Origin of the sequence: Burkholderia sp. NLJ2 (assembly GCF_049487195.1) — a bacterium.
GTDB lineage: Bacteria > Pseudomonadota > Gammaproteobacteria > Burkholderiales > Burkholderiaceae > Burkholderia > Burkholderia pyrrocinia.
On sequence record NZ_CP137809.1, the window covers coordinates 1,032,126 to 1,053,085 of the forward strand.

Here is a 20,960-nt window from a genome sequence, read left to right on the forward strand (position 1 = left end):
CAGCACACGTGTGTTTACATCTTTGGTAAACCACGTTTACTTCTTTAACTACTTTTAGACGGCTCACAGGCTTATCAGACAAGGGTTTGAGGGGTGTTCGGTACCCATTTATGGGAGCACAGGTGGAAGGGTCTGGGGTTTCAGGTCTGTGGATTTGGGGTTTCGGGTACCGTGTTGTGGGGAATCGGGGATGTGGATATGGGGCAACCGTACCCGGTTATGGGAGATTCCCCCGGAAACGCGTTGGGTAGTCGTCTATGGGAACGCCGGCAGGTAGCCTTTTATGGGGCGGTTTTCTTGATTCATGAATGCCTGCCAGCACAGTGATTTTCTTCGGGTAGTCGTTTATGGGGCATCTCGAAGGTACCCGTTTATGGGTGGGCAATTGTCCCGAGCGTTCGCATTTCACAGAGGCCCCTCTGCTGCCTGTTCCCATAGGCAGGTTCGAAGCCGCAGACAGGTAACCTTTTATGGGGAAATCAAATGGTTACCGTTTATGGGAGCGATTTCTTCCTTCGAGACCGAAAGTAACGCAATCGACGATGCCGCTGCCTGTCGACAGGTACCCTTCCATGGGAATCAATGAAGGTAGAGCGTTATGGGAGGAAAACAGACCCGTGCTGCAGGGCACCACGAATCTGCCCGCGGATCGAGATTCGGTTCGTTTGCTCCCCATGGATGGGTACCTTCCCGGGGCAATTCTCGTGCCGGGTTTCTGTGCCCGGACACGAAAGGTAGCGGCTTTTGGGAGGTATTTTGGCTAAAAGGTAGATGGATATGGGGCTTCGTACAGATCGCTTCATCAGGATTTTCCCTTTTACATCTGAAGCTTAGCCTCGATAGTGCAAGTGATGCTGGAGTAAGGACGTTGCCCTGCGGCGTGAAAAGGTATAAAGTCCGCTCTCAACAAGGTCACCTTATCCGGACATCACGATGCCGCGCAAGCCCGCAAGCAAAGGCTCCGACAAGCAGGTTTCGCTGTTTCAGACACCAGAGCCTCCCGACTTGCTGCGCAAGGCGGTCCAGGCGATTCATATCGCACCCAAGTCGGGAAAGATCGGTCTGCAGCAGCGCAAGATGTTCAGCTCGCTGATCAAGAACGCGCTTCGGCAGGAGGCATTCGAGCCGGGCCGGACGAGCTTCTCGATCTCGATTGCGTCGCTTTCGCACGAGAGCGGGCTGAACAGCAACAACACGAAGTACGTGAAGGACACGGTCAACTCGCTGATCAGTACCGTCGTCAACTGGGACTACCTGGCCGCGGATCGTTCGACGGTCTGGAAAGCGTCGGGCCTGCTCGCGGGTGCCGAGCTCGAACAATCGGTGCTGAAGTACAGCTTCTCCGACCAGATTCGCAGCGAACTGCTCAATCCGGAAATCTACGCGCTGATCGATATGCGGATCGCCCGCGAGTTCCGGCGCTCGCACTCGCTCGCGCTGTGGGAAAACACGGTGCGCTACGAAGGGATCGGCATCACCGCGAAGATTCCACTGCCGAAATTCCGTGACCTCATTCTTGGCCAGGACAAGGCGTCGCAATCGTACAAGGAATACAAGCTGTTCAAGAGCAAGGTCCTGGTGCCGTGCATTCAGGAGGTGAACGAAGTATCGGATCACACGCTCGAGCTGATCGAACACAAGTCCGGCCGCAGCGTGGAAGCCGTTCAGTTCAAGGTGACGCGCAAGCAGAGTGCCGATACGGTCGAAGATGGCGACGTCAAGAACGAAGCGCTGGTCGAGGAGGTCGCGAAGTTCGGCATTCCGCGTTCGGAAGCGCGCCGGCTGATCACGCAATACGGCGTGCAGCGCATCAAGGCGGCGATTGCCTACACGCTCAATCGGACTACGAAGAAGAACGCGGCACCGATCGACAACGTGGCCGCGTATTTCCGCAAGGCGCTGACGCACGGCTACACGCTGGCCGACGGGCAGGGAGCGGAGGCGGCCGCACCGGCGAAGGAATCCGCGCCGAGCAAGCAGGAGCAGATTCGCGACAAATATCTGGCGGCCAAGGTCGAGGAAGCCGGCGCGTATTTCCGCGAGTTGGAGATCGACGACCAGACCAAGCTGATCGAGCGCTACAACGAGACGGTAGCGGGCTCGAAGGATCTCACGCTGTCGCCGAAGAAGAAAGCGAGCAAGCTCGCGCAGACCAGCTTTTTCCGATGGCTCGCACTGGACACCTGGGGCGAACCGACCTCGGACGACCTGCTGGAATTCCTGCTCAAGAGCAGTCTCGCAAGCAACTGAACAAGGCCTCGCAGCCGGAGGTGCGTCGTGCGCCGGATTTCGTCGTCCGGTATCGCGGCGCAACGCGGATGCGAGGCCTTTTGCTTTGGCGCGTTACTTTTGCGCGGCCGTCGCCAACTCGGCGACGTAGGCATCGATGACGGTCTTGAGCTTGTCGGCGAGCGCTTCCTGGTGGGACGTGTCGACGCCCTTGAGCTGCAGGTCCAGACGCCCGTCCGGGTAGGTCTTCAACTGGCCGATCGCCCGCGATTCGAGCGCGAAGTCGTGGCGAACGCTGTAACGCGTGCGTCCTGCTTTCTTGGTGCCGTCGCTCTGCGCACGCAGGAAATTCTCGAGATCGCGGACCGATTTCTTCCGGTCGATCACGGCAGTGAGCAGCCGGTCGGCCGTCAGTTCGCCCAGGCGCTCGAAGATCAGCTTCAGGAAGTACGCGGCCTGCAGGCCGACCACGTCGTTCGCGCTGGCCATCCGCTCCAGCAGCGTGTTGGGCAGTGCGTTGAGCGACAGCGTCTTGCTGATCGACGCCTTGTCCTTGCCGATCTTCTCCGCCAGCGTGTTTTGGTCGAGAAAGACTTTCTCGTCGAGGAGACGCTTCCACGCAACCGCATCGTCGAAGATCGTCTGGCGTTCGTGATCGTGGTTCGCCCGGTACGCGATCGTATAGAGCTGCTCGGGCGTGTGGTCCGTGCGGAACGTGGCGTTGATGGTTTCATCGCCGTTGATGCTCGTCGCGCGCAGCCGGCGTTGCCCGTCGATCACGACGAGCTTGCCGGGAAACTCGGGGAGCCGCGTGACCTTGATCGGCTCGATCTGCCCTTCCCGTTTCAACGTCAGTGCGAGCTCGTGCAGGCTCGACTCCGAATAGAACACGCGCGGGTTGAACGGGTTCGGGATGCAGTCCTTGACCAGCACCTTCTGCGGCGCGCCAAGATCCGATGTACCGGCGGGTGCGGCCGCGACCGGGGGCACGGCGGGTGCCGCTTCGGCTGCGACGTTCGGTGCGGCCGGCGGCTCGGGCAAGCGGGTTTCCAGCGCAGCGTTTTCCTGCGCGAGCCCGCGCAACAGGCCGGCTGCGAGATGCAGGTTGCCGGTCGGCTTCTTGTCTTTCGATGTGTCCTTAGCCATGGGCGGCTCCGGTAGCGCGCGTCGACGCGATGTATTGGGCCATTTCCGTGACCAGCCTTTCGATTTCCGCGCGGGCTTCCTTCAGCCCCTTCAGGTATCGATTGTGATGATGGATCGTGGTGCCGAGTGCGAACGTCTGACGGTAGACCTCGCGTTGCGCGATCTGGCTGTCGAGCAGATGCTCCCCTATTTCTTCAGCTCTTAGAATTTTTAAAATTTCTTCACGCATTTTAGTTTTTCCATTAACACTATTCAGCATTAATGCGGAAGAAAGATTCGGGTTACGAACGGCTCGCATCGATTCGATCATGCGAATCATCGCGACGGTGCTGTACAGGTCCGCCGGCGACGGAGATAGCGGCACGAGGCAGAAGTCGGCTACTTCGAGCACGGACGCGATGCGCGGATCTTCGAGGTTGCCGGGACAGTCGACGACGATCACGTCGAAGTTCGCGTCCTGCTTCTTGATCTCGCCGCCGATACCGCGACCGGCGGGGGCCAGCGAAAGGACCGTCATCGGCAACGTGTTCTCGCCGCTCGTTACCCATCGGACGGAAGTGCCTTGAGGGTCGGCATCGATCAGCGCGACCTTGTTGCCGCCGGCCTCGAACGCTGCCGCGATATTGACGGAGATGGTTGTCTTCCCCGTCCCACCTTTTTGATTACTGACGGCGATCTTGAAAGCCATTAAATTCCTCCAAGGAGTTTTTCGTAATATATGCAGATGTTATCGAAATGTCCAGAAAAGCGTTTGATTTGATACATATCATGGTGATCGTTGTGGTTGTCACGTGACAAGTAAGCCGAACGGCCAACGAATCATTCCTGATTAGTGATCGAGTAAAAATAAAATTATCGTTTCCGGTCACGAAGAATCTACAAAGATCTGAAGAAAATTCGGCTGTCTTTGGCGTCGATGACGATGCTCGGCCAGTGGAGGCTGGTCGGATACCGGTGTCTTTAGTCCCGACAAAATCCCTTGAGAATCTGATTGATTGGGTCACTGATGTCATCGAGGCGTGTGGTTGTCACGTGACAAGTCGGCAGGAGTTGGTCGCGATCGATGTTGTTCATCGACAGGAATAGATTTATTCGATCGCGATGTGGGTTGCGGCTGTGGCTGAACGCCTGATACGCAAGCGCTTGGCAGGTTCGATTGTTTGGGCGCGGGGTGAGTTGTCACGTGACAAGCAACTTAGGGTGTAACGGAGCGGCGTTGCCAATTTCTGGAGGGCGATTGCGATCGGTCAAACTTAAGGCGCGACAAGCGGATCAAAGCGGAGCGAATTTATTGCGGCACTTGTTGTTAATTTCAGTGGGCGCATATGGTTGCTGGGGAGTTGTCACGTGACAACAAGGACAACCACGACCTCACGACGAAAGACAGGATGGCCCTCGCGGCCGTTGCACCCGTCAAGAACACTTGTATTTGACGATGGCCGGGCAACATTGCCTAACCGATCCGTACCCATCGAAGCAAAGCTCAACCATTCTTATATCGACCGAATGCTTCCGGTCGATTATCGAGTCGCGTTTTGATTCAGGCAGTTGATGCTGGCAATGATATGTCCCCATTTTGTCTGGATAGACATCGACAGTTTGATGTGAGCGTCCTCTGGCAGGGGAGGGGCACGAGGTTTCGTCGGGTCTATCCAGCGCTACACCCGGTGCGTTGTCGTATCAATTGGGAGCCGTGACGGCGAAAGACACCGGAACGAGGCAAATCCAGGCGTCAAAGGTCGCGTGCCAATACAAACGAGGCAAGTCGTGAAACATTGGCGAAAAATGGGGCATTCTTGGAAATCCTTACCCGGCAATGGTTTGCACGAGATTCTTCATGTTGTTTCACGCAAAATACACGCGACCACACTGAGAAATAGGGGTGCATGAACTTTCCGTGCACTAGTGGCGTCTCCAGGCAGTCAGTGAGTGTGATTTGTATGTTTCGATACGTGTTTAGTGGTATTTGATACGTTTCGTGCTTGCCGCTACGCTGGACAATAGCCCGTGAGTGTCGGTCCGCTGCATGACGATGATCCGTAGAGTCGCTGATCTTGATGTCAGGCACGAACGTTCAACGCGAGTTGTCACGTGACAACGCAATTCACCGACCGCACGACACATAGGGTTGTGGAACTTTCGGGAACCGATCTACGGCTCATCTGCCGTTGCAAATCGGTTGGACGGCAGAGCCGCATCTATTTCTACTTCTGCGGACTCACACCGGTGATCTGGCGGAAGTGATGATGGAAGATCGAACTGCTAATCCAAATCTGCGTGCGAGCTTATCGACTCGTAACGACTTGTCGAGCAGAGGGTGGTTGAAGTGGAAGTGGTCGACATAAGGTAAGCGCCTTCGAATTTCCCGGTTCCGCCCTGAACCACCGGGCTGAAGCCGGATTCGACCATGCAGCTTATCGGCTGGGCGGCGCTTCCCTTCGATGGAAGCCGAATCCGGAGCGGCAGTAGCGAGGCATTCAACGCTTTCGGCCGAATTTGCAGATGCGATCCACCAGCATTTATCGAAGCCCACTCTCGCGGTTGGTCACTCCGCGCTCCGTTTGTCGAATGCAGATATCGGACCGGCGCCGAGTGCACCATTTCCGATTCAAGTAGGCGGGTTGGCAGGCCAGCCGCCAACGTGCAGATATCTCGAGGACGCCATGTCCGGAAACGCGGCATCGCCGCGCTCCCGAATGAAAGGCGCAACGACAGGCAAGCCTACTTCGTCGCTTGCGTCGCGCAAAACTGCCACCGGCGCGATTCCGTGGTTGCAGTTGCCTTCGCGCGCTCGTCTACCGTGCGCCACCACCGCTCGCCTCGATGCGGCTCGCTGAGGTCGACGCGCTCGCCCATCCTCGGCGTCGACAGTTCGATGCCGCGAACGATCGACAACGCCGTAACGCGCTCGAACGGCTCCTGCCAGCGATGCATCGCGAGATCGAACGTGCCGTTATGGATCGGGATCAGCCAGCGCCCGCGCAAATCGATGTGCGCCTGAACGGTTTCTTCCGGTTGCATGTGCACATACGGCCATTGCGCATCGTATGCGCCCGTTTCGATCAGCGTCACGTCGAATGGCCCGAGGCGTTCGCCGATCGCCCGGAACCCGTCGAAATAGCCCGTGTCGCCGCTGAAGAACACGCGCAGTTCGTCGTCGACGATGACCCACGACGCCCACAGCGTGCTGTTGCCGTCGAACAGGCTGCGCCCGGAGAAATGTTGTGCGGGTGTGGCGGTCAGCGTCAGGCCGGCGACGTCGACACTCTGCCACCAGTCGAGCTGACGGACCTTCTTTGCATCGATACCCCATTCGATCAGGCGGTCGCCGACGCCCAGCGTTGTCACGAACACGTCGGTGGTGGCTGCAAGCGCGAGCACCGTGTCGCGGTCGAGGTGATCGTAGTGATCGTGCGACAGGATCACGCCACGCAGCGGCGGAAGATCGTCGAGCGCGATCGGCGGTGCATGGAAGCGCTTGGGGCCGACACGCCGAAACGGCGATGCGCGTTCGGCAAACACCGGATCGGTCAGCCAGAACTCGCCGCGCAGCTTGAACAGCAGCGTCGAATGGCCAAGCCGGTACAGGCTGCGATCGGGCGCCGCGTCGAGCTGTGCTCGGGTCAGCACATCGACGGGCAGTGCGCCCGCGGGCACGGTATTGCGCGGCTTGTTGACCAGCATGTTCCACGCGATCGCCAGCGTTTTGCCGATACCTTCGGCGGGACGCGGCGCGACATTGCTGAAGCGCTCGCCATTATGTTGCGGCGAATCGCCGGACAGCGCGCGGCCGCGCCTGGCGGCCGCAAAACCCAGAATGCGGTGAATCAAAACGAGAGGCGATGCCATGTCGGTTCGTCCGAAGAATAAAGTACACTAAACAGTGTAGTTTATTTCTGGGATAAGTAAACTACCCGGTGTAAAATTTCCATATGGATACCAGCACTCTCCCCCAGCGTCTGACCGATCGAAAGCGTGCGGCCATCATCGACGCGGCCATCGAGGAATTCCTCGCGGCCGGCTACGATGCGACCAGCATGGATCGCATCGCTGCGCGCGCGGACGTGTCGAAGCGCACGGTCTACAACCACTTTCCCGGCAAGGAAACGTTGTTCGCCGCGATCCTGCACAAGCTGTGGGATACGACCCAAACCGGCAGTTCCCCGACTTATCGCGCCGACGTGCCGCTGCGCGAGCAACTGCTCGCATTGCTGAGCCGCAAATTGCGCCTGCTGAACGACGAAGCGTTTCTCGTACTCGCACGCGTTGCGATCGGCGCGGCCATCCATTCGCCGGAGCGTGCGCGCGACATGGTCGAACGCCTCGGCGAGCGCGAGGAAGACCTGACGGTCTGGGTGCGTGCGGCAGCGGCGGCCGGCCGCCTGTCGGTCACCGATCCGGTGTTTGCCGCGCATCAGTTGCATGGTGTCGTGAAGGCATTCGCGTTCTGGCCGCAAGTAACGATGGGCCAGCCGCCGCTCGCGGCGCCCGAGCAACAGAAAGTTGCGGAATCCGCTGCCGACATGTTTCTCGCGTACTACGCGCGTCCGGACGACGGCGGCGCATCACGACGCACCGCGCCGGATTGACCGAATATCAGGAAGATCATGCGCGAATCGATGTCATGCACGCGATCGACGCACGCCTGGCACCGCTGAGCCGGCAAACCGCCGGATCCGCAAAAGCGAACGCAGAACCGCCCCTACACACGTGATGACTGGCCATCCAACGGAAACCGGCGACGCCGCCGGTGCACCTGAAGCCGAACGCGAGCGACTACGAATGAAGACGCTGTTGATCGTCTATCACACGATGACCGGAGGCACGCAACAGATGGCCGAAGCGGCAGCCGCCGCGGCGCGCGAGCAACCTGGCGTCGACGTCAGGCTGCAACGCGCGGACGCGACGAGCGCAGACGATGTGCTGGCCGCCGACGCATACCTGTTTGCGACGCCGGAGAACCTCGCGGCGATGTCCGGGCTGATGAAGGACTTCTTCGATCGCTGCTACTACGCGGCGCTCGATCGTGTGAACGGCCGTCCGTACGCGGCGATGATTTGCGCGGGAAGCGACGGACAGAACGCGCTGCGCCAGATCGACCGGATCGCGACCGGATGGCGATTGAAGAACGTGGCGCCCGGCCTGATCGTCTGTACTCACGCGCAAACGCCTGAGCGCATCCTCGCGCCAAAGACGATCGACGACGATGATCGTGCGCGCTGCGCCGAACTCGGTGCGGGCCTTGCCGCGGGGCTCGCGCTGGGTGTCTTCTGATTTTCGGTGTGGCGCCGGCGCCGGTCTGCGCAGGCAACGCACACATCCAGGTGCGCTGCCGATCCTGCGGACGCCGAACCGGCCGAATGCCGAGACCCTAGCCGATTTTTGCCGTCGCCGAAGGCCGGTGGTATTCCGGCCAAAGACGCTTCACGAGATCGCGCGATGCGCCATACGCATGGCAACTGTCGATCTTGAGCGGCTTGCCTTCGCTGTCGCGGGCGTCGAGCGACGACCGCCGCACGCCGACCATCGTCTGATAGGCCGTAGTTGCGACCGGGCCAAGCAATTCCTTCAGATGCGTGCACGTATCGCAGGACGGCAGGCGCTTGCGGATCTCGCTGTTCCAGCCGGCACCGATGCCCAGTCCGACGAGCGCCTGCAGCGAGTCGCCGCCGCCCGGGCACTGCGCATACGGATGCGACCGGATGAACGTCGATACGGCGCGGACGACCATGTCGGCATCGAAGACCAGCGTCACGCCAAGGTCGTGGATCGGCGACAGCGCCGCGACCGTTCGTGTGCCGCCTGGTGGCATGAAATCGCTGGTCTTGCGGTCCGCGAGGCAGGCCGTCACTTCGAACAGGCCGTCGCTGCGCCGATAGCCGCGCATGTCGATCTGCCGATGGTGAATTTCCTCGCGCGTAATGCCGTCGTGCGGGATGTCGCGTGGGGGACCATGTATCCGCTCCGTTTCGTACAACCGGTTCTTTTGGCAGGCAAGACGGATGTCGCCGGCTGACCGGGTGCGCAGCGAAACAGGCGAGGTACGCTGCCGACGACGTTGACCCGGCCATACTACGCACTTTCCGGCATCTTCGTCCGCCACGCGATCGATGCGGACGCAACGAGTCGGGTACGGGCACCGGGGCATTCGATGGGCAGACCGACAGGTCGCGGCACGTTGCGTTGATTTCCCGCCGTATGCCTCACGTCGTCACGGTCGTTGACTCGCATGTGGTCGCCGGCACCGTTCGCGATCCGGAATCGCCGCCGTGGCCAGCGGCGCGCTCGCGCGGTACGATCGCTTTCGACTCCGAAAGGCGGAACACCTCGCGTCGGGCTTCGATCGGTGCCGCCGCCGGGCCGATCGTATCGCGCGAAGCTGTCCCGATTTCCGACGACGGCTGTGAACGACGTGACTTCCGGAAACGTATCCATATAATGCGCAACACGACCGCGCGGACGCATTTCCCGTTCCCCGAATCGGGCAAACGCAGACCGGCGAGTCAGCCGACCGCCGCGCGTACCGGTATACTTCCACTCCTGCCTTGTCCGGCATCGTGGCCGGGTGCCTGAAAACAGAGTGGCGTGCGCGATGCGGCCCCGTAGTGTTCCGCATCGGCGGCAGACGGGTCGCACGCGTGGCGGCGAAGCTTTTGTGCCGCGCGGAATGGCCGCACGAACCACACCTTATATTCCTGGTGGATTGAATTTATGGGTTTTGAACAACTTGCCGAATTGCGGGCGCAGCTCGCAGCGAAGGCCAAGCAGGAGCGCAACGCGAAGCAGCCGGCAGCGCCGACGGACGCCGGCGCGAAACCGAAGTCCGGCGACCGGCCGGCTCGCGGGGCCAAACCGGGTGCCGGCGCCAAAGCGCAGCATCGCGCGAAGCCCGCGTCGGCGAAGCCGTCGACGCCGGTCGATCCGGTCATCGTTGCGATCGGCAAACTGCAGCGGAAGTTTCCGCGCGCGTTCCCGAAGAATCCGGCCCCGAAAGTACCGCTCAAGGTCGGTATCTGGGACGACCTCGCACGCGAGGCACAGGCCGTGGGTCTCAACGAAGCCGAACTGCGCGAAGCGATGTCGACGTGGTGCCGCGGCAATCGCTACTGGTCTTGCCTCGTCGAAGACGCGGTGCGGGTCGATCTGCAGGGCAACGAAGCAGGGCGCGTGACGCATGACGACGCAGCACGGGCGCGCCGGCTTAAGGCACGCCGCCCCGGCAAGGGTGCCGCGCAATCGGCCAAGGGTGCGCCGCAGCCGCCGAAGGCCGAGCAGCAGGCCGAGGCTGCCGTCGCGCCGGAACCGGCAAACGCGGAAGCGCAGATCGACGTCGCGCCGCAGATCGAGCAGCAAGTCGAGCAGCAAGTCGAGCAGCAAGTCGAGCAGCAAGTCGAGCAGCAAGTCGAGCGGCAAACGGCAGGAAACGAGTAACACACACCGCGCCGCCGTCGATTGCACGGCGCTCGCCCACATGCGCGTCGCATGCGGCGAATCACACGACAGACTGACCTGCCTCGATAGGGGCAGGTCAGGACGGCCTCCACCGGCGGTTGACCTGCCGGCACTCCCTCCTCCAACGCCAGACAGACAACGCAACCGGACGAAGAAAGTCCGTCGATCGAGACAGCATGCGCGATGCGTCGACGTTGAGGATTGCGCATGGCCAGTACGCATGCCTGATTGCAATGACGTTTCAATCTGATAATTCGGTTTCCTAAAATAGTGATATCGGCGATCGTCGATCGGCATGTGACCGATCACGCCCGGCCATCGTGACGCGATGACGCGCGATAATCCCGGCTGGATCGTCAGACCACGGGCAGGTTGTCCGGCGCGATGCAGCTTGCATTTCGAAAGGTGCGGGAGGCTTGATCCGATACGACCCGACCCGAAGCCACCGCCTTTCAACATCCACCCAAACCGGATCATGAACTCGAGACATTCCGCGATTCTCGTCGCGCTCACCGCGGCCGCGCTGTTCGGCGCCGCGACACCGCTCGCCAAGGCGCTGATCGGCGCGATGTCGCCGTTCATGGTCGCCGGCCTGTTCTATCTCGGCAGCGGCGTCGGGCTTGGCATCGGGATCCTGCTGCGCGGGCTGCACAACCGTCGCGCACCGGCCGCGGCAGCCGCGCCGCTGCAGCGCGCCGACCTGCCGTGGCTGGCCGGCGCGATCGCGGCGGGCGGCGTGGCCGGCCCGGCGTTGCTGATGCTCGGGCTGTCGAGCACGCCGGCGGCGACGAGCGCGCTGCTGCTCAATCTCGAAGGTGTGTTGACGGCCGTCATCGCGTGGGTCGTGTTTCGCGAAAACGTGGATACGCAGGTGTTCCTCGGGATGATCGCGATCGTCGCGGGCGGCACGCTGCTGTCGTGGGCGCCGGGCCGGGCCGGCGTGCCGGTCGGCGCGCTGCTGATCGTCGGCGCATGCCTGTGCTGGGCGATCGACAACAACCTGACCCGCAAGGTCGCCGCGAACGACGCGATGGTCATCGCGTGTATGAAAGGACTGATCGCCGGACCCGTGAATATCGGCATCGCGCTGGCGACCGGAGCCACGCTGCCCGCCGTGCCGGTCACGGCTGCCGCGATGCTGACGGGGCTCGGCGGCTACGGGATCAGCCTCGTGCTGTTCGTCGTCGCGCTGCGTCATCTCGGCAGCGCGCGGACGGGCGCGTATTTTTCAATCGCGCCGCTGTTCGGCGTCGTGCTGTCGCTGCTGATCTGGCCCGCGCTGCCGCCCGCGACGTTCTGGATCGCCGCCGCGCTGATGGCGTTCGGCATCTGGCTGCACGTGCGCGAACGGCACGAACACACGCATGCGCACGAACGGCTCGAGCACACGCACCGGCATCGACACGACGAACATCACCAGCATGCGCACGACTTCGCGTACGACGGTGACGAACCGCACACGCATCCGCATGTGCATCTGCCGATCACGCATAGTCACGCACATTTCCCGGACATTCATCACCGGCATCGGCATTGACTGCGCCGTGAACGGTGAACGGCCAGGCCACTTGTGACGCGCATCGCAAGGTGACCGTTTATGGGGCGTGCGTCGCATCGCGTGCTCATGCATTTCCATCGCCGCTCGATCGCAGCGGCGACAGAGGGGGCAAGCCTAGTCTTCCGTCTGAATCAACCGGATCAGCGAACCGTCCGGATCGATCAGTGCGCCGACCGTGCCGCCCCACGCTTCGCGTGTCGGCCGGTGTGCGCGCGGCCAGCCGGTCGCTTGCTCCGGAATGCCGGCGGCGAGCACGTCGTCGAAGAACGCGCCGACATCCGCGAGCCGGAAACAGCAACTGAACCAGCTCGTGGCCGGATCGAGTTCGGGGTGCGGAAAAAATTCCAGCAACAGGTCGCCGCGTTTGAGGATCATCCAGCCGTCGTCGCGCCACGTTTCGACGAACCCCAGTTTTTCGTAGAAGCGGGACGTGGTCTCGAAATCGCGCGACGGCAGGTTGGGGCTCGCAATGTCGGTCAAGGCGGTTTCTCCGGTTGGCGATGCGATGCAACGCGCGGGCAGCGCAGCCGCCGCGCTGGCTATCGCGTGTGAGGAAAGCAGAAGCCGAAATCTTCGCAGCCCGGGCATCCGGGTGCGGGGCCCGGCGGCATGCCGAGCGATGCCGCGATTTCCTGTGCGAGGAATTTTTTCCAGCGCAGGTGAGCGACATTGCGCGCGGCGAGCGCGGGGAAATAGCGATCGAGCATCGCCGATACCGCGTCGCGCCCGTCGAGCCCGAGGTCGCGCCACAGATGATCGGGGCGCAGGCACGCATGCGCGATGATCGACGCGAGACAGTCGGCGTCGTCGCGGGTAGCGGCGGGATTCGCGTCGTCCATCAGCCGTGCATGCAGCGTCGCGACGAATGCCGCGTGGGTGGATGGCAGCAGCGCGATCGCAACCGTCGACACGAGTGCGGCGGCATCGACGGAAGGCAGGTGTGGAAACTGCCGGGCAAGCATCCCGGCCAGTTGACCATGAGACAGGCCGAGCAGCGCGAGTTCGTTGCGGCACGCGCGTGCCGCAACGAGGGCGCCGAACAGGCGTGCGTCGGGGGTGTCGGCGTTGGCCGCCGCGAGCAGCAGCGACTGCACCGCGGGTTCATGCGAGGACGGATCGGCGCGATCGAGTGCGGCGGTCATCGTGCGCACCCGCGCGACAGCAGGATGACACGATCCGCGCGAATGCGCGGCGCAAACCGGATCGCGATCGCGGCGCGCGTCATGCGATCACTCGACGCCGACGATCACGCTCGATGCCTTGAAGATCGCGGACGCGGCGTTGCCGCTCGCGAGGCCCAGACGATCGACGCTGTCGTTGGTGACGATCGCGACGATCTCGGTGCCGCCCGCGGCCTTGATCACGACTTCCGAATTGACCGCGCCCTTTGCGACCGACGACACGGTGCCCGCGACGCAGTTGCGGGCCGACACCTTGCTGCTGTCGACGTCGACCATCACGATGACCGACGATGCCTTGACGAGTGCGAACGCCTTCGAGCCGGCCGCGAGGCCCAGCGAAGCCGCGCTGCCGTGGGTGATCACCGCGACGATGTCGAGGCCGTCCTGCGTGCGGAGCGTGATTTCGTCGTTGACGGCACCGGGCTTGACGGCGCTGACCTGGCCGGCGAAATGGTTGCGTGCGCTGGTTCGCATGATGACTCTCCGAGTGGATGCCGCTGCCGGATCGGCAGCGGAAGATGAATGGAAGTGCATCGGCCAGTTTACCGTCAACGCGGGCGTCCGTCGTCCTCCGGATGCTATGGCGCGAATCAGAAAAACCCGCTGGCACAGCGCGTTTCGCCAGGTTCGCGTTATGTGGCGAAGGTGATAACGCTGCGGCGCTTACTCGCTGGCTGCGGATGCCGTGGCAGCACGCGTCGCGGCGGGACGGGCATCCTGAGCGGTCGCTGCGCTGTCGGGCTCCCATCCGCCACCGAGTGCGAGAAAGAGCCGCACCTGATCGGCCGCGACCTGTCCCTCGGCGGCCGCGACCTGCGCCTGCACGCTCGTCAGCGTGCGCGTCGCGTCGAGGTCGGAGATGAACGACTCGCGGCCGGCCGCATAGAGACGATGCGTTTCGTCGGCGGAATTGCGCGCCGATTCGTAGGCCGTGCGCAGCGCATCGGTGCGCTGCACGTCGGCGGCATAGGTCGCGAGACTCGACTGCGTTTCGCGCAGCGCGTTCAGCACGACACCGTCGAAGTGCGCGAGTGCGCCGCCGGTCGCAGCCTCGGCTTCGCGTACACGCGCACGCTGGCCGTTGACGGGGAATGACCAACTGATCAGCGGTCCGAACGACCAGCGATTGGTCGTGGACGAAAACAGGTCGGCGGCGAGGCCGACCGAGCCGGCCGACGCGCCGATGCTGACCGACGGGTACAGCGCGGCGGTTGCCACGCCGATTCGCGCGGTTGCGGCAGCGAGCTGCCGCTCGGCTTCGCGAACGTCGGGGCGGCGGCGCAGCAGCGCGGCGCCGTCGCCGATCGGAATCGGCTGGCGCAGCTTCGGCAGGCGTTCGCATTCGGCGACGGCCTTCGGCAGGTCGGCCGGCGCGCGCGCGAGCAGCGCGGCGAGCTGGTATTGCGCGACCTTGCGTCGGCCTTCGAAGCGCGGGATGTCGGCGGCGAGCGTGCGTACCTGCGTCACGCCGCGCGTTACGTCGGTCTGGTTGCCGCGCCCGGCATCGCGCAACCGCTGCGACAGCGCCACGCGCTGCTTCTGCAGCGCGAGCGACTGCTTCGCGATCGCCAGTTCGTCGCCGGCCGAGCACGATTCGACGTACGCGCGCACGACGTCGGCGACGACCGTGATGCGCGCCAGGTCTCCGGCTGCCCTGACGGCCTCGCTGTCTGCGCGCGCGGCTTCGACGCCGCGCCGCAGCTTGCCGAACAGGTCGATCTCGTACGACACGTTGATGCCGACCGCGCCTTCGTTGACGACCGGCAGCTTGTTTTCGAGCAGGTACTGTTCAGCCGATTCCTGCGCGCGTTGCACGGCCGCTTCCGCGCCGCCCGAGAATCCGCCCTGTTGGTTCGCGACTTCCAGCGCCGCGCGCGAGCGCGCGAGGTTGGCTGCGGCGACGCGCAGGTCGGTGTTCGACTTCAGCGCGCTGCGCACGAGTTCGTCGAGTACGGGATCGTCGTATAGCTGCCACCAGTTGCCGGGCACGGCGTCACGCGATACGAGCGTGCCGTTCGCGTCGTCGAGCGCATGGTTCGTGAGCGGCGCATTCACGTATGCCTGTTGCGGCAGCATGTAATCGGGGCCGACGGACTTGCACGCGCCGAGGGCGAGCGCGAGCGGCGCGAGCGCCGCCGCGAGGCGCAGACCGTGCCATTTCATTGCGATGCCCCCGCCGTGCTGGCGGCCGCACCGGAAGCCGTCGCTACCGGCGTGACTGCGGACGTCGCGCTGGCGGCTGCCGGCTTCGCGTTGTCGTGGCGGCGCGTATCGGATTCGCGCATCGAAACCGTCGCGGTGCGGCCTGCGATCATCCGGAAGTCGTCGGGCACCTCGTCGAGTACGACGCGCACCGGCACGCGCTGCGCCAGCCGCACCCAGCTGAATGCCGGGTTCACGTTCGGCAGCAGGTTCGCGCCCTGCGTGCGGTCGCGATCCTCGATCGCGGCGACGATGCTCTGCACGTGCCCGCGCAGCGCATGCGGCTCACCCATCACGATGATGTCGACCGGCTGGCCGATATGGATGCCGCGCAGCTTGGTTTCCTCGAAGTAGCCGTCGACGCGGAACGAATCGCGGTCGACGACCGACAGCACCGCGCGGCCGGCCGGCACGTATTCGCCGACGCGCGGCGCGCGGTCGTTCAGGTAGCCGTCTACGGGACTGACGATCGTCGTGCGCTGCAGGTTCAGTTTCGCGGTGTCGAGCGATACCTGCGCATCGGCGACGGCGGCTTCGCCCTGTTCGACGCGCGTGCGGCTTTCCTCGACCTGTTCGCTCGCGACGAGATTGCCGAGCTGCAGGTTGCGCGCGTATTCGCGCTTCGCCTGGGCGAGCGTCGCGCGGCGCTGCGCGAGTGTCGCTTCGGCGAGGCGCTCCGCGAGCGTGTAGCGGGCCTGGTCGATCACGAACAGCGCCTGGCCGCGCCTGACCTCCTGGTTGTCGGCGACCTGTACCGACGTGATGAGGCCCGACACGTCCGGTGCGACCTGGATCACGTCGGCGCGCACGTGCCCGTCGCGCGTCCACGGCGAGAACATGTAGTAGTTGATGATTCGCCACAGCACGAGGCCGGCCACGACGACGACGATCAGGGTGAGCAGGATTTGTCCTGCCGAAAGCCAGGATTTTTTCACGTTAGGTAGCCACGAGATGGTGGGAAACGATCACGACGGCGGCGAACACGAACACGTAGATGCCGAGGTCGAAGATCGAACGGTGCCAGACGAGGCGGTAGAAGCCGACGCGCTCGAGCGCCGCGCGCACGACGATGTTGATCAGGTAGGCGATCAGCATCAGCACGAGCGGAGCCGGCACGAATACGCCGAAGATGTCGATTTCGCCGATCATGGTCGCGGTCGGAAAGACAGGTTGGAAAGCCGCATCATGCGCGTGCTCCGTCCGGTGTCTGCGGTGCTTGCGCGGCCGCGGCCGGATACAGCGACAGCCGCAGGCCGACGAGCGCGTGCAGCGTGTCGCGCAGCCGGCGGTGCGTCGCGGGTGTGGCAGGCGCTGCGGGTGCCGCGTCGCCGCCGGTGGGTGCGGCGTCCGGCAGGTTGCGGCCGGCCACGCGGTGCAGTGCGTCGTCGATCGACGCGAGCAGCGCCGGTGGCGCGGGCTGGCGCGCGTTCGCGGCCGCGCAGCGTGCGTAGTGGTCGGTGACGCCGGCCAGTACGCGGTCGATCGCGTCGGGCACGTCGCCCGACAACCGGCGGCGCGCGCGGCGCAGGTCGAGCGCGTTCAGAGCGATGCGCAGGTCGCGGAAGCTTTCGATCGACGGGTGACGGTGGTCGTCGGACGCGCCCAGACGCGGCAGCAGTTGCGTGACGCGATCGAGCATCCGCGATGCGTGGTTGCGCTGGTCGTCGAGCGGCTGCGTCGATGCGGAGCGCGCGACGTCTTCCCAGCCCGAGCGCAGCAGGCGCCGCACCGCGAGTTCCGCGCCGAATGGCCGCGTCGCGCGCGTCCACAGGTACGCGAACAGCAGCCCGGCCACGCCGGCGAGGTTGCTGTTCAGGAACACGAAGAAGTCGGCTTCATAGGCACTCTGGATGCTGATGAAGGTGGCCGTGTTCACCGCGACGAGCATCGTCACCATGTTGAACTGCGGGCGCGGCAGCAGCGTGCCGATCAGGATGAACGGGCCCGCGAACATCAGCACGAGCATCGCGAAGTCGTGCACGTGCGGCAGCACGACGAACAGGTACAGGCCCGCGAACACGACGCTCGCGGCCGTCGACAGGAAGAACTTGAATACCAGCGGTGCGGGCTCGTCGAGTGCGGCGAAGAAGCTGCACGACACGGCCACGAGCGTGACGGCGGCCGCGCCGTCATGCCAGCCGGACGAGATCCACAGCCAGCACGCGAACACGATGGCGAGCATCACGGTCAGCGTCGAGAACAGCATCATCCCGCGATCGAAGAAGCGTTCGGTGCCGCCGAGCCGCCAGTGCCGGTAGCGCGGCTGCCAGATGCCCGACTCGTTCGCGATCAGCGCACGCAGCGAACGGCAGTCCTGCCAGATGTCGATGACCTGGCGCAGCCGCCACAGCGCATTCGACAGCAGCGCGCCGTCCCAGCTCGCCAGCGCGCTGTCGGCGGGCTGCAGCGCGGCGATGCGTTCGCGCAGGTTGTCCGCGATCGGGTCGTGCGCCATGTCGCCGTCGGTGCCGGATTTCACGGCCGGCAGCGGCGCGTCGAACCACTTCGCGGCGTCGGCCAGCAGCGCGTCGAGCGCGGGCGGGCGCACGTGCAGGTCGCGCATCAGCGCGATCAGCGGATCGGCGAGCGACGACATCAGCGGCAGGAACAACTGCATCCGGCCCGCGAGTGCCTGCGCGCGCGCGAGGATGCGCGGATGCGCATGGTCGTAGCTCAACTGGCTCAGCAGGAACTCGAGGCCGTTGATCGTCATCGCGAGGCGCTGCCGGCACGCCGACAGCGCCTTGCCGGCGATGTGACCGGACAGCGTTTCGCGGCCGTAGAACGCGGCGTCCTTGAACCATGCGTCGGTGCGCTCGATCAGCGTCGGCGCGAGCCGGTTCGGGAACACGGCGCTGCCGACCATGCTCGCGCACACGATGCCGAGCACGATTTCCTCGGTGCGCGCGATCGCGACGTCGAATACCGTGGACGGATCGGTCACGGTGGGCAGCGCGATCAGCGGCATCGTGTAGCCGGCGAGCATGAACACGTAGCTGCGCGCGGTGCGATCGGAGATCGCGAGGTACAGCAGCGTGCCGCACCAGGTGGCGACGATGATCGCGAACAGCAGCGGCGTCTCGACGAACGGCGGCACGAAGAGGATCGCGGCGGCCGCGCCGAGCGCGGTGCCGAGCGCGCGATACAGCGCCTTCGAGCGCGTCGCGCCGACGAACGGGTTCGACACGATGTAGACGCTCGCCATCGCCCAGTACGGGCGCGGCAACTGGAAATACAGGCCGAGGTACAGCGCCAGCATCGACGCGGCGAACGTTTTGCCCGAGAACAGCCAGTCGCGAAGGCTCGGGTAGGTCATGGCGCGGAATCGGCAGCGTGGGGCGGGGGCGCCGCGTCGGACGCGTTGAATGCGTTCAGCACGCGTAACGTCGTTTCGAGATCGGCGCGCGTGACGCCCTTGAGCACTTGCGCGCGCAGCACGCGCAGGTCTTCCTCCATCTTCGCGGTGACCGCGCGGCCGGCGGCCGTCAGCGAAATCGTTTTCGCGCGGCGGTCATGCGGATCCTCGTCGCGGCGCGCGAGGCCGGCCGCACACAGCTGGTCGAGCAGGCGCACGAGCGAGGGCCCCTCGATGCCGACGTGTTCGGCGAGCGTGCCCTGCCGCACGCCTTCGCCGAGACGGCCGGCGATCAGCAGCGGCGTCGCGCAGGCCTCGGACACGTTGTACGCGTTCAGCACGCCGTCGCTGGTACGGCGCCACTTGCGCGCGGACAGCACGAGCAGGCTGCTGACGGCGAGACGGAGATCGTGCAGATTGGTCATGGGCGAGATGATAGGGGCAAAAACATTCGATAGCAAACTATCGATTTTTGTCACCCGCGTGTCATGTCGCGCGTGCCCCGGCCGGGCCGTTTGAAGCAATTTAGGCGGCGTGCCGGCGATGGTCAAGCTGTAAGGTTGGTGTCCGGGAGCCGCATGCGGCCGCGCGGCGACTATATTGAATGGTCAGACGAAAATCGTCGGGCAGGGCCGGGCCGTGCATCAGGAAAATGCGGAGCAGGGGTTCGGGAAAGCCGACTTCGCGAAACGGCGTGCGGCGTGCATATTAGGACCATTGCAATCGCATCGGAGACTTCGCACGTGTCAACCTCATCCTCGCAGCCCGCCGACGCGCCGTCGATCGACGCGTGGCTCGGCAAGATCGAAACGCTCGGCGACGACATCACCGCATTCCCGCTGAACGCGCTGGCCGCCACGCTCGACCGCGCGTCGCCCGGCGACGTCGTGCCGCCGCTGTGGCACTGGCTCTACTTCCTGCCGGTCGCGCCGATGGCCGAAGTCGGCCCCGACGGCCACCCCAGGCGCGGCGGCTTCCTGCCGCCCGTGCCGTTGCCGAACCGGATGTGGGCCGGCGGCCGCCTGACGTTCCATGCGCCGCTGCGCGCGGGGCGCCGCGCGACGCGCGAATCGACGATCGCGAACATCGAGGACAAGACGGGCCGCAGCGGCCGGCTCGTGTTCGTAACGGTGCAGCACCGGATCGAGTGTGACGGCGAGCTGTGCGTCGAGGAAGAGCACGACATCGTCTATCGCGACGCGCCGCAGCCTGGCGCACCTGTGCCGAAGCCGGTTGCAGCGCCCACCGGCGAAACGTGGTCGCGCATCGTCACCGCCGACGCCGTGATGCTGTTCCGCTATTCGGCGCTGACGTTCAACGGTCACCGCATCCACTACGACCGCAGCTATGTGACGCAGGAGGAAGGTTATCCGGGCCTCGTCGTGCACGGCCCGCTGATCGCGACGCTGCTCGTCGATCTCGTGCACCGTGAACGGCCCGACGCGACGCTCGCGAGCTTCGCGTTCCGCGCGGTGCGTCCGACCTTCGACGGGCAGCCGTTCACGCTGTGCGGCAAGCCGTCGGAAGACGGTGGCACGATCGAGCTATGGACGAAGGATCGCGACGGCTGGTTGACGATGCAGGCCACCGCGACGCTCGCATAGCGCACGCGCAATGTTCTCTTCCATTCTGCGAGCAGGTGTTGCGGCAGCCGGCGCTCGGCCAGCACACGGACGCGATCCTCGCCGAACGCGGCTACGACCGCGTGCGTATCGATGCGCTGCGTACGAGCGGCACGATCTGATTGCGCTTGCACGACCAATGATGAGGAACACGATTCCCGCTCCCGACGTCACGCTCGCGATGTTCGCGTCGCGCCATGCGATCGGCATACCGT

18 protein-coding genes are annotated in these 20,960 nt (G+C 64.1%); 6 read left to right on the top strand and 12 right to left on the bottom strand.

Annotated features, from left to right (window positions below):
* Positions 1–933: 933 nt before the first annotated feature.
* Positions 934–2,250, top strand: coding sequence for a replication initiation protein (locus tag R9B84_RS21275; RefSeq protein WP_423760314.1), 1,317 nt, complete (start codon positions 934–936; stop codon positions 2,248–2,250).
* A gap of 93 nt (positions 2,251–2,343) precedes the next feature.
* Here R9B84_RS21275 and R9B84_RS21280 read toward each other — a convergent pair whose 3' ends face one another.
* The 3 genes from R9B84_RS21280 to R9B84_RS21290 all read right to left on the bottom strand — a co-directional run bounded on the left by R9B84_RS21280 (position 2,344) and on the right by R9B84_RS21290 (position 7,224).
* Complete coding sequence (locus R9B84_RS21280) at positions 2,344–3,375, bottom strand: ParB/RepB/Spo0J family partition protein (protein ID WP_423760315.1); 1,032 nt, start codon at positions 3,373–3,375, stop codon at positions 2,344–2,346.
* A complete protein-coding gene (locus R9B84_RS21285; RefSeq protein ID WP_006759638.1) occupies positions 3,368–4,063 on the bottom strand; it encodes a ParA family protein in 696 nt (231 codons plus the stop codon). The genes R9B84_RS21280 and R9B84_RS21285 overlap by 8 nt, the downstream gene beginning before the upstream one ends.
* A 2,033-nt stretch (positions 4,064–6,096) precedes the next feature.
* A complete protein-coding gene (locus R9B84_RS21290) occupies positions 6,097–7,224 on the bottom strand; it encodes an MBL fold metallo-hydrolase (protein WP_423760316.1) in 1,128 nt (375 codons plus the stop codon).
* 83 nt (positions 7,225–7,307) lie between these two features.
* Between R9B84_RS21290 and R9B84_RS21295 the strand changes: the two genes are divergently transcribed.
* Together R9B84_RS21295 and R9B84_RS21300 are read left to right on the top strand one after the other, a co-directional pair.
* Positions 7,308–7,964 (top strand): TetR/AcrR family transcriptional regulator, encoded by a 657-nt coding sequence (locus R9B84_RS21295; protein ID WP_423760317.1) that lies wholly within the window; start codon positions 7,308–7,310, stop codon positions 7,962–7,964.
* Between the two features lie 193 nt (positions 7,965–8,157).
* Entirely contained in the window at positions 8,158–8,649 is a 492-nt protein-coding gene (locus R9B84_RS21300) for a flavodoxin family protein (RefSeq protein WP_065503858.1), read from the top strand.
* A 97-nt stretch (positions 8,650–8,746) separates the two neighbouring features.
* Here R9B84_RS21300 and R9B84_RS21305 read toward each other — a convergent pair whose 3' ends face one another.
* A complete protein-coding gene (locus tag R9B84_RS21305) occupies positions 8,747–9,334 on the bottom strand; it encodes a DUF2889 domain-containing protein (protein WP_423761016.1) in 588 nt (195 codons plus the stop codon).
* Positions 9,335–10,086: 752 nt separating this feature from the next.
* On the opposite strand from R9B84_RS21305, the gene R9B84_RS21310 reads away from it, so the two are divergent.
* Entirely contained in the window at positions 10,087–10,806 is a 720-nt protein-coding gene (locus R9B84_RS21310) for a ProQ/FINO family protein (protein WP_423760318.1), read from the top strand.
* A gap of 496 nt (positions 10,807–11,302) precedes the next feature.
* Positions 11,303–12,364, top strand: coding sequence for a DMT family transporter (locus tag R9B84_RS21315; RefSeq protein ID WP_423760319.1), 1,062 nt, complete (start codon positions 11,303–11,305; stop codon positions 12,362–12,364).
* A 135-nt stretch (positions 12,365–12,499) separates the two neighbouring features.
* Here the strand turns inward: R9B84_RS21315 and R9B84_RS21320 are convergent, their stop codons facing one another.
* From R9B84_RS21320 to R9B84_RS21355, 8 genes are all read right to left on the bottom strand, one after another.
* Positions 12,500–12,865: a bleomycin resistance protein gene (locus tag R9B84_RS21320; RefSeq protein WP_423760320.1), complete on the bottom strand. Its 366-nt coding sequence runs from the start codon at positions 12,863–12,865 to the stop codon at positions 12,500–12,502.
* 59 nt (positions 12,866–12,924) lie between these two features.
* Complete coding sequence (locus R9B84_RS21325) at positions 12,925–13,527, bottom strand: nitrogen fixation protein NifQ (protein ID WP_423760321.1); 603 nt, start codon at positions 13,525–13,527, stop codon at positions 12,925–12,927.
* 87 nt (positions 13,528–13,614) lie between these two features.
* Positions 13,615–14,040: a TOBE domain-containing protein gene (locus R9B84_RS21330; RefSeq protein ID WP_423760322.1), complete on the bottom strand. Its 426-nt coding sequence runs from the start codon at positions 14,038–14,040 to the stop codon at positions 13,615–13,617.
* A gap of 189 nt (positions 14,041–14,229) precedes the next feature.
* Positions 14,230–15,729, bottom strand: a complete 1,500-nt coding sequence (locus R9B84_RS21335) for an efflux transporter outer membrane subunit (protein ID WP_423760323.1) — start codon at positions 15,727–15,729, stop codon at positions 14,230–14,232.
* Positions 15,726–16,703, bottom strand: coding sequence for an efflux RND transporter periplasmic adaptor subunit (locus tag R9B84_RS21340; protein ID WP_423760324.1), 978 nt, complete (start codon positions 16,701–16,703; stop codon positions 15,726–15,728). The genes R9B84_RS21335 and R9B84_RS21340 overlap by 4 nt, the downstream gene beginning before the upstream one ends.
* 1 nt (position 16,704) lies before the next feature.
* Entirely contained in the window at positions 16,705–16,917 is a 213-nt protein-coding gene (locus R9B84_RS21345; RefSeq protein ID WP_423760325.1) for a DUF1656 domain-containing protein, read from the bottom strand.
* A gap of 34 nt (positions 16,918–16,951) precedes the next feature.
* Positions 16,952–19,084, bottom strand: coding sequence for an FUSC family protein (locus R9B84_RS21350; protein WP_423760326.1), 2,133 nt, complete (start codon positions 19,082–19,084; stop codon positions 16,952–16,954).
* On the bottom strand, positions 19,081–19,548 hold the full coding sequence (locus tag R9B84_RS21355) for a MarR family winged helix-turn-helix transcriptional regulator (protein WP_423760327.1): 468 nt from the start codon (positions 19,546–19,548) through the stop codon (positions 19,081–19,083). Before R9B84_RS21355 ends, R9B84_RS21350 begins: the two co-directional genes overlap by 4 nt.
* 318 nt (positions 19,549–19,866) lie before the next feature.
* On the opposite strand from R9B84_RS21355, the gene R9B84_RS21360 reads away from it, so the two are divergent.
* A complete protein-coding gene (locus tag R9B84_RS21360; protein WP_423760328.1) occupies positions 19,867–20,727 on the top strand; it encodes an FAS1-like dehydratase domain-containing protein in 861 nt (286 codons plus the stop codon).
* Positions 20,728–20,960 lie beyond the last annotated feature (233 nt).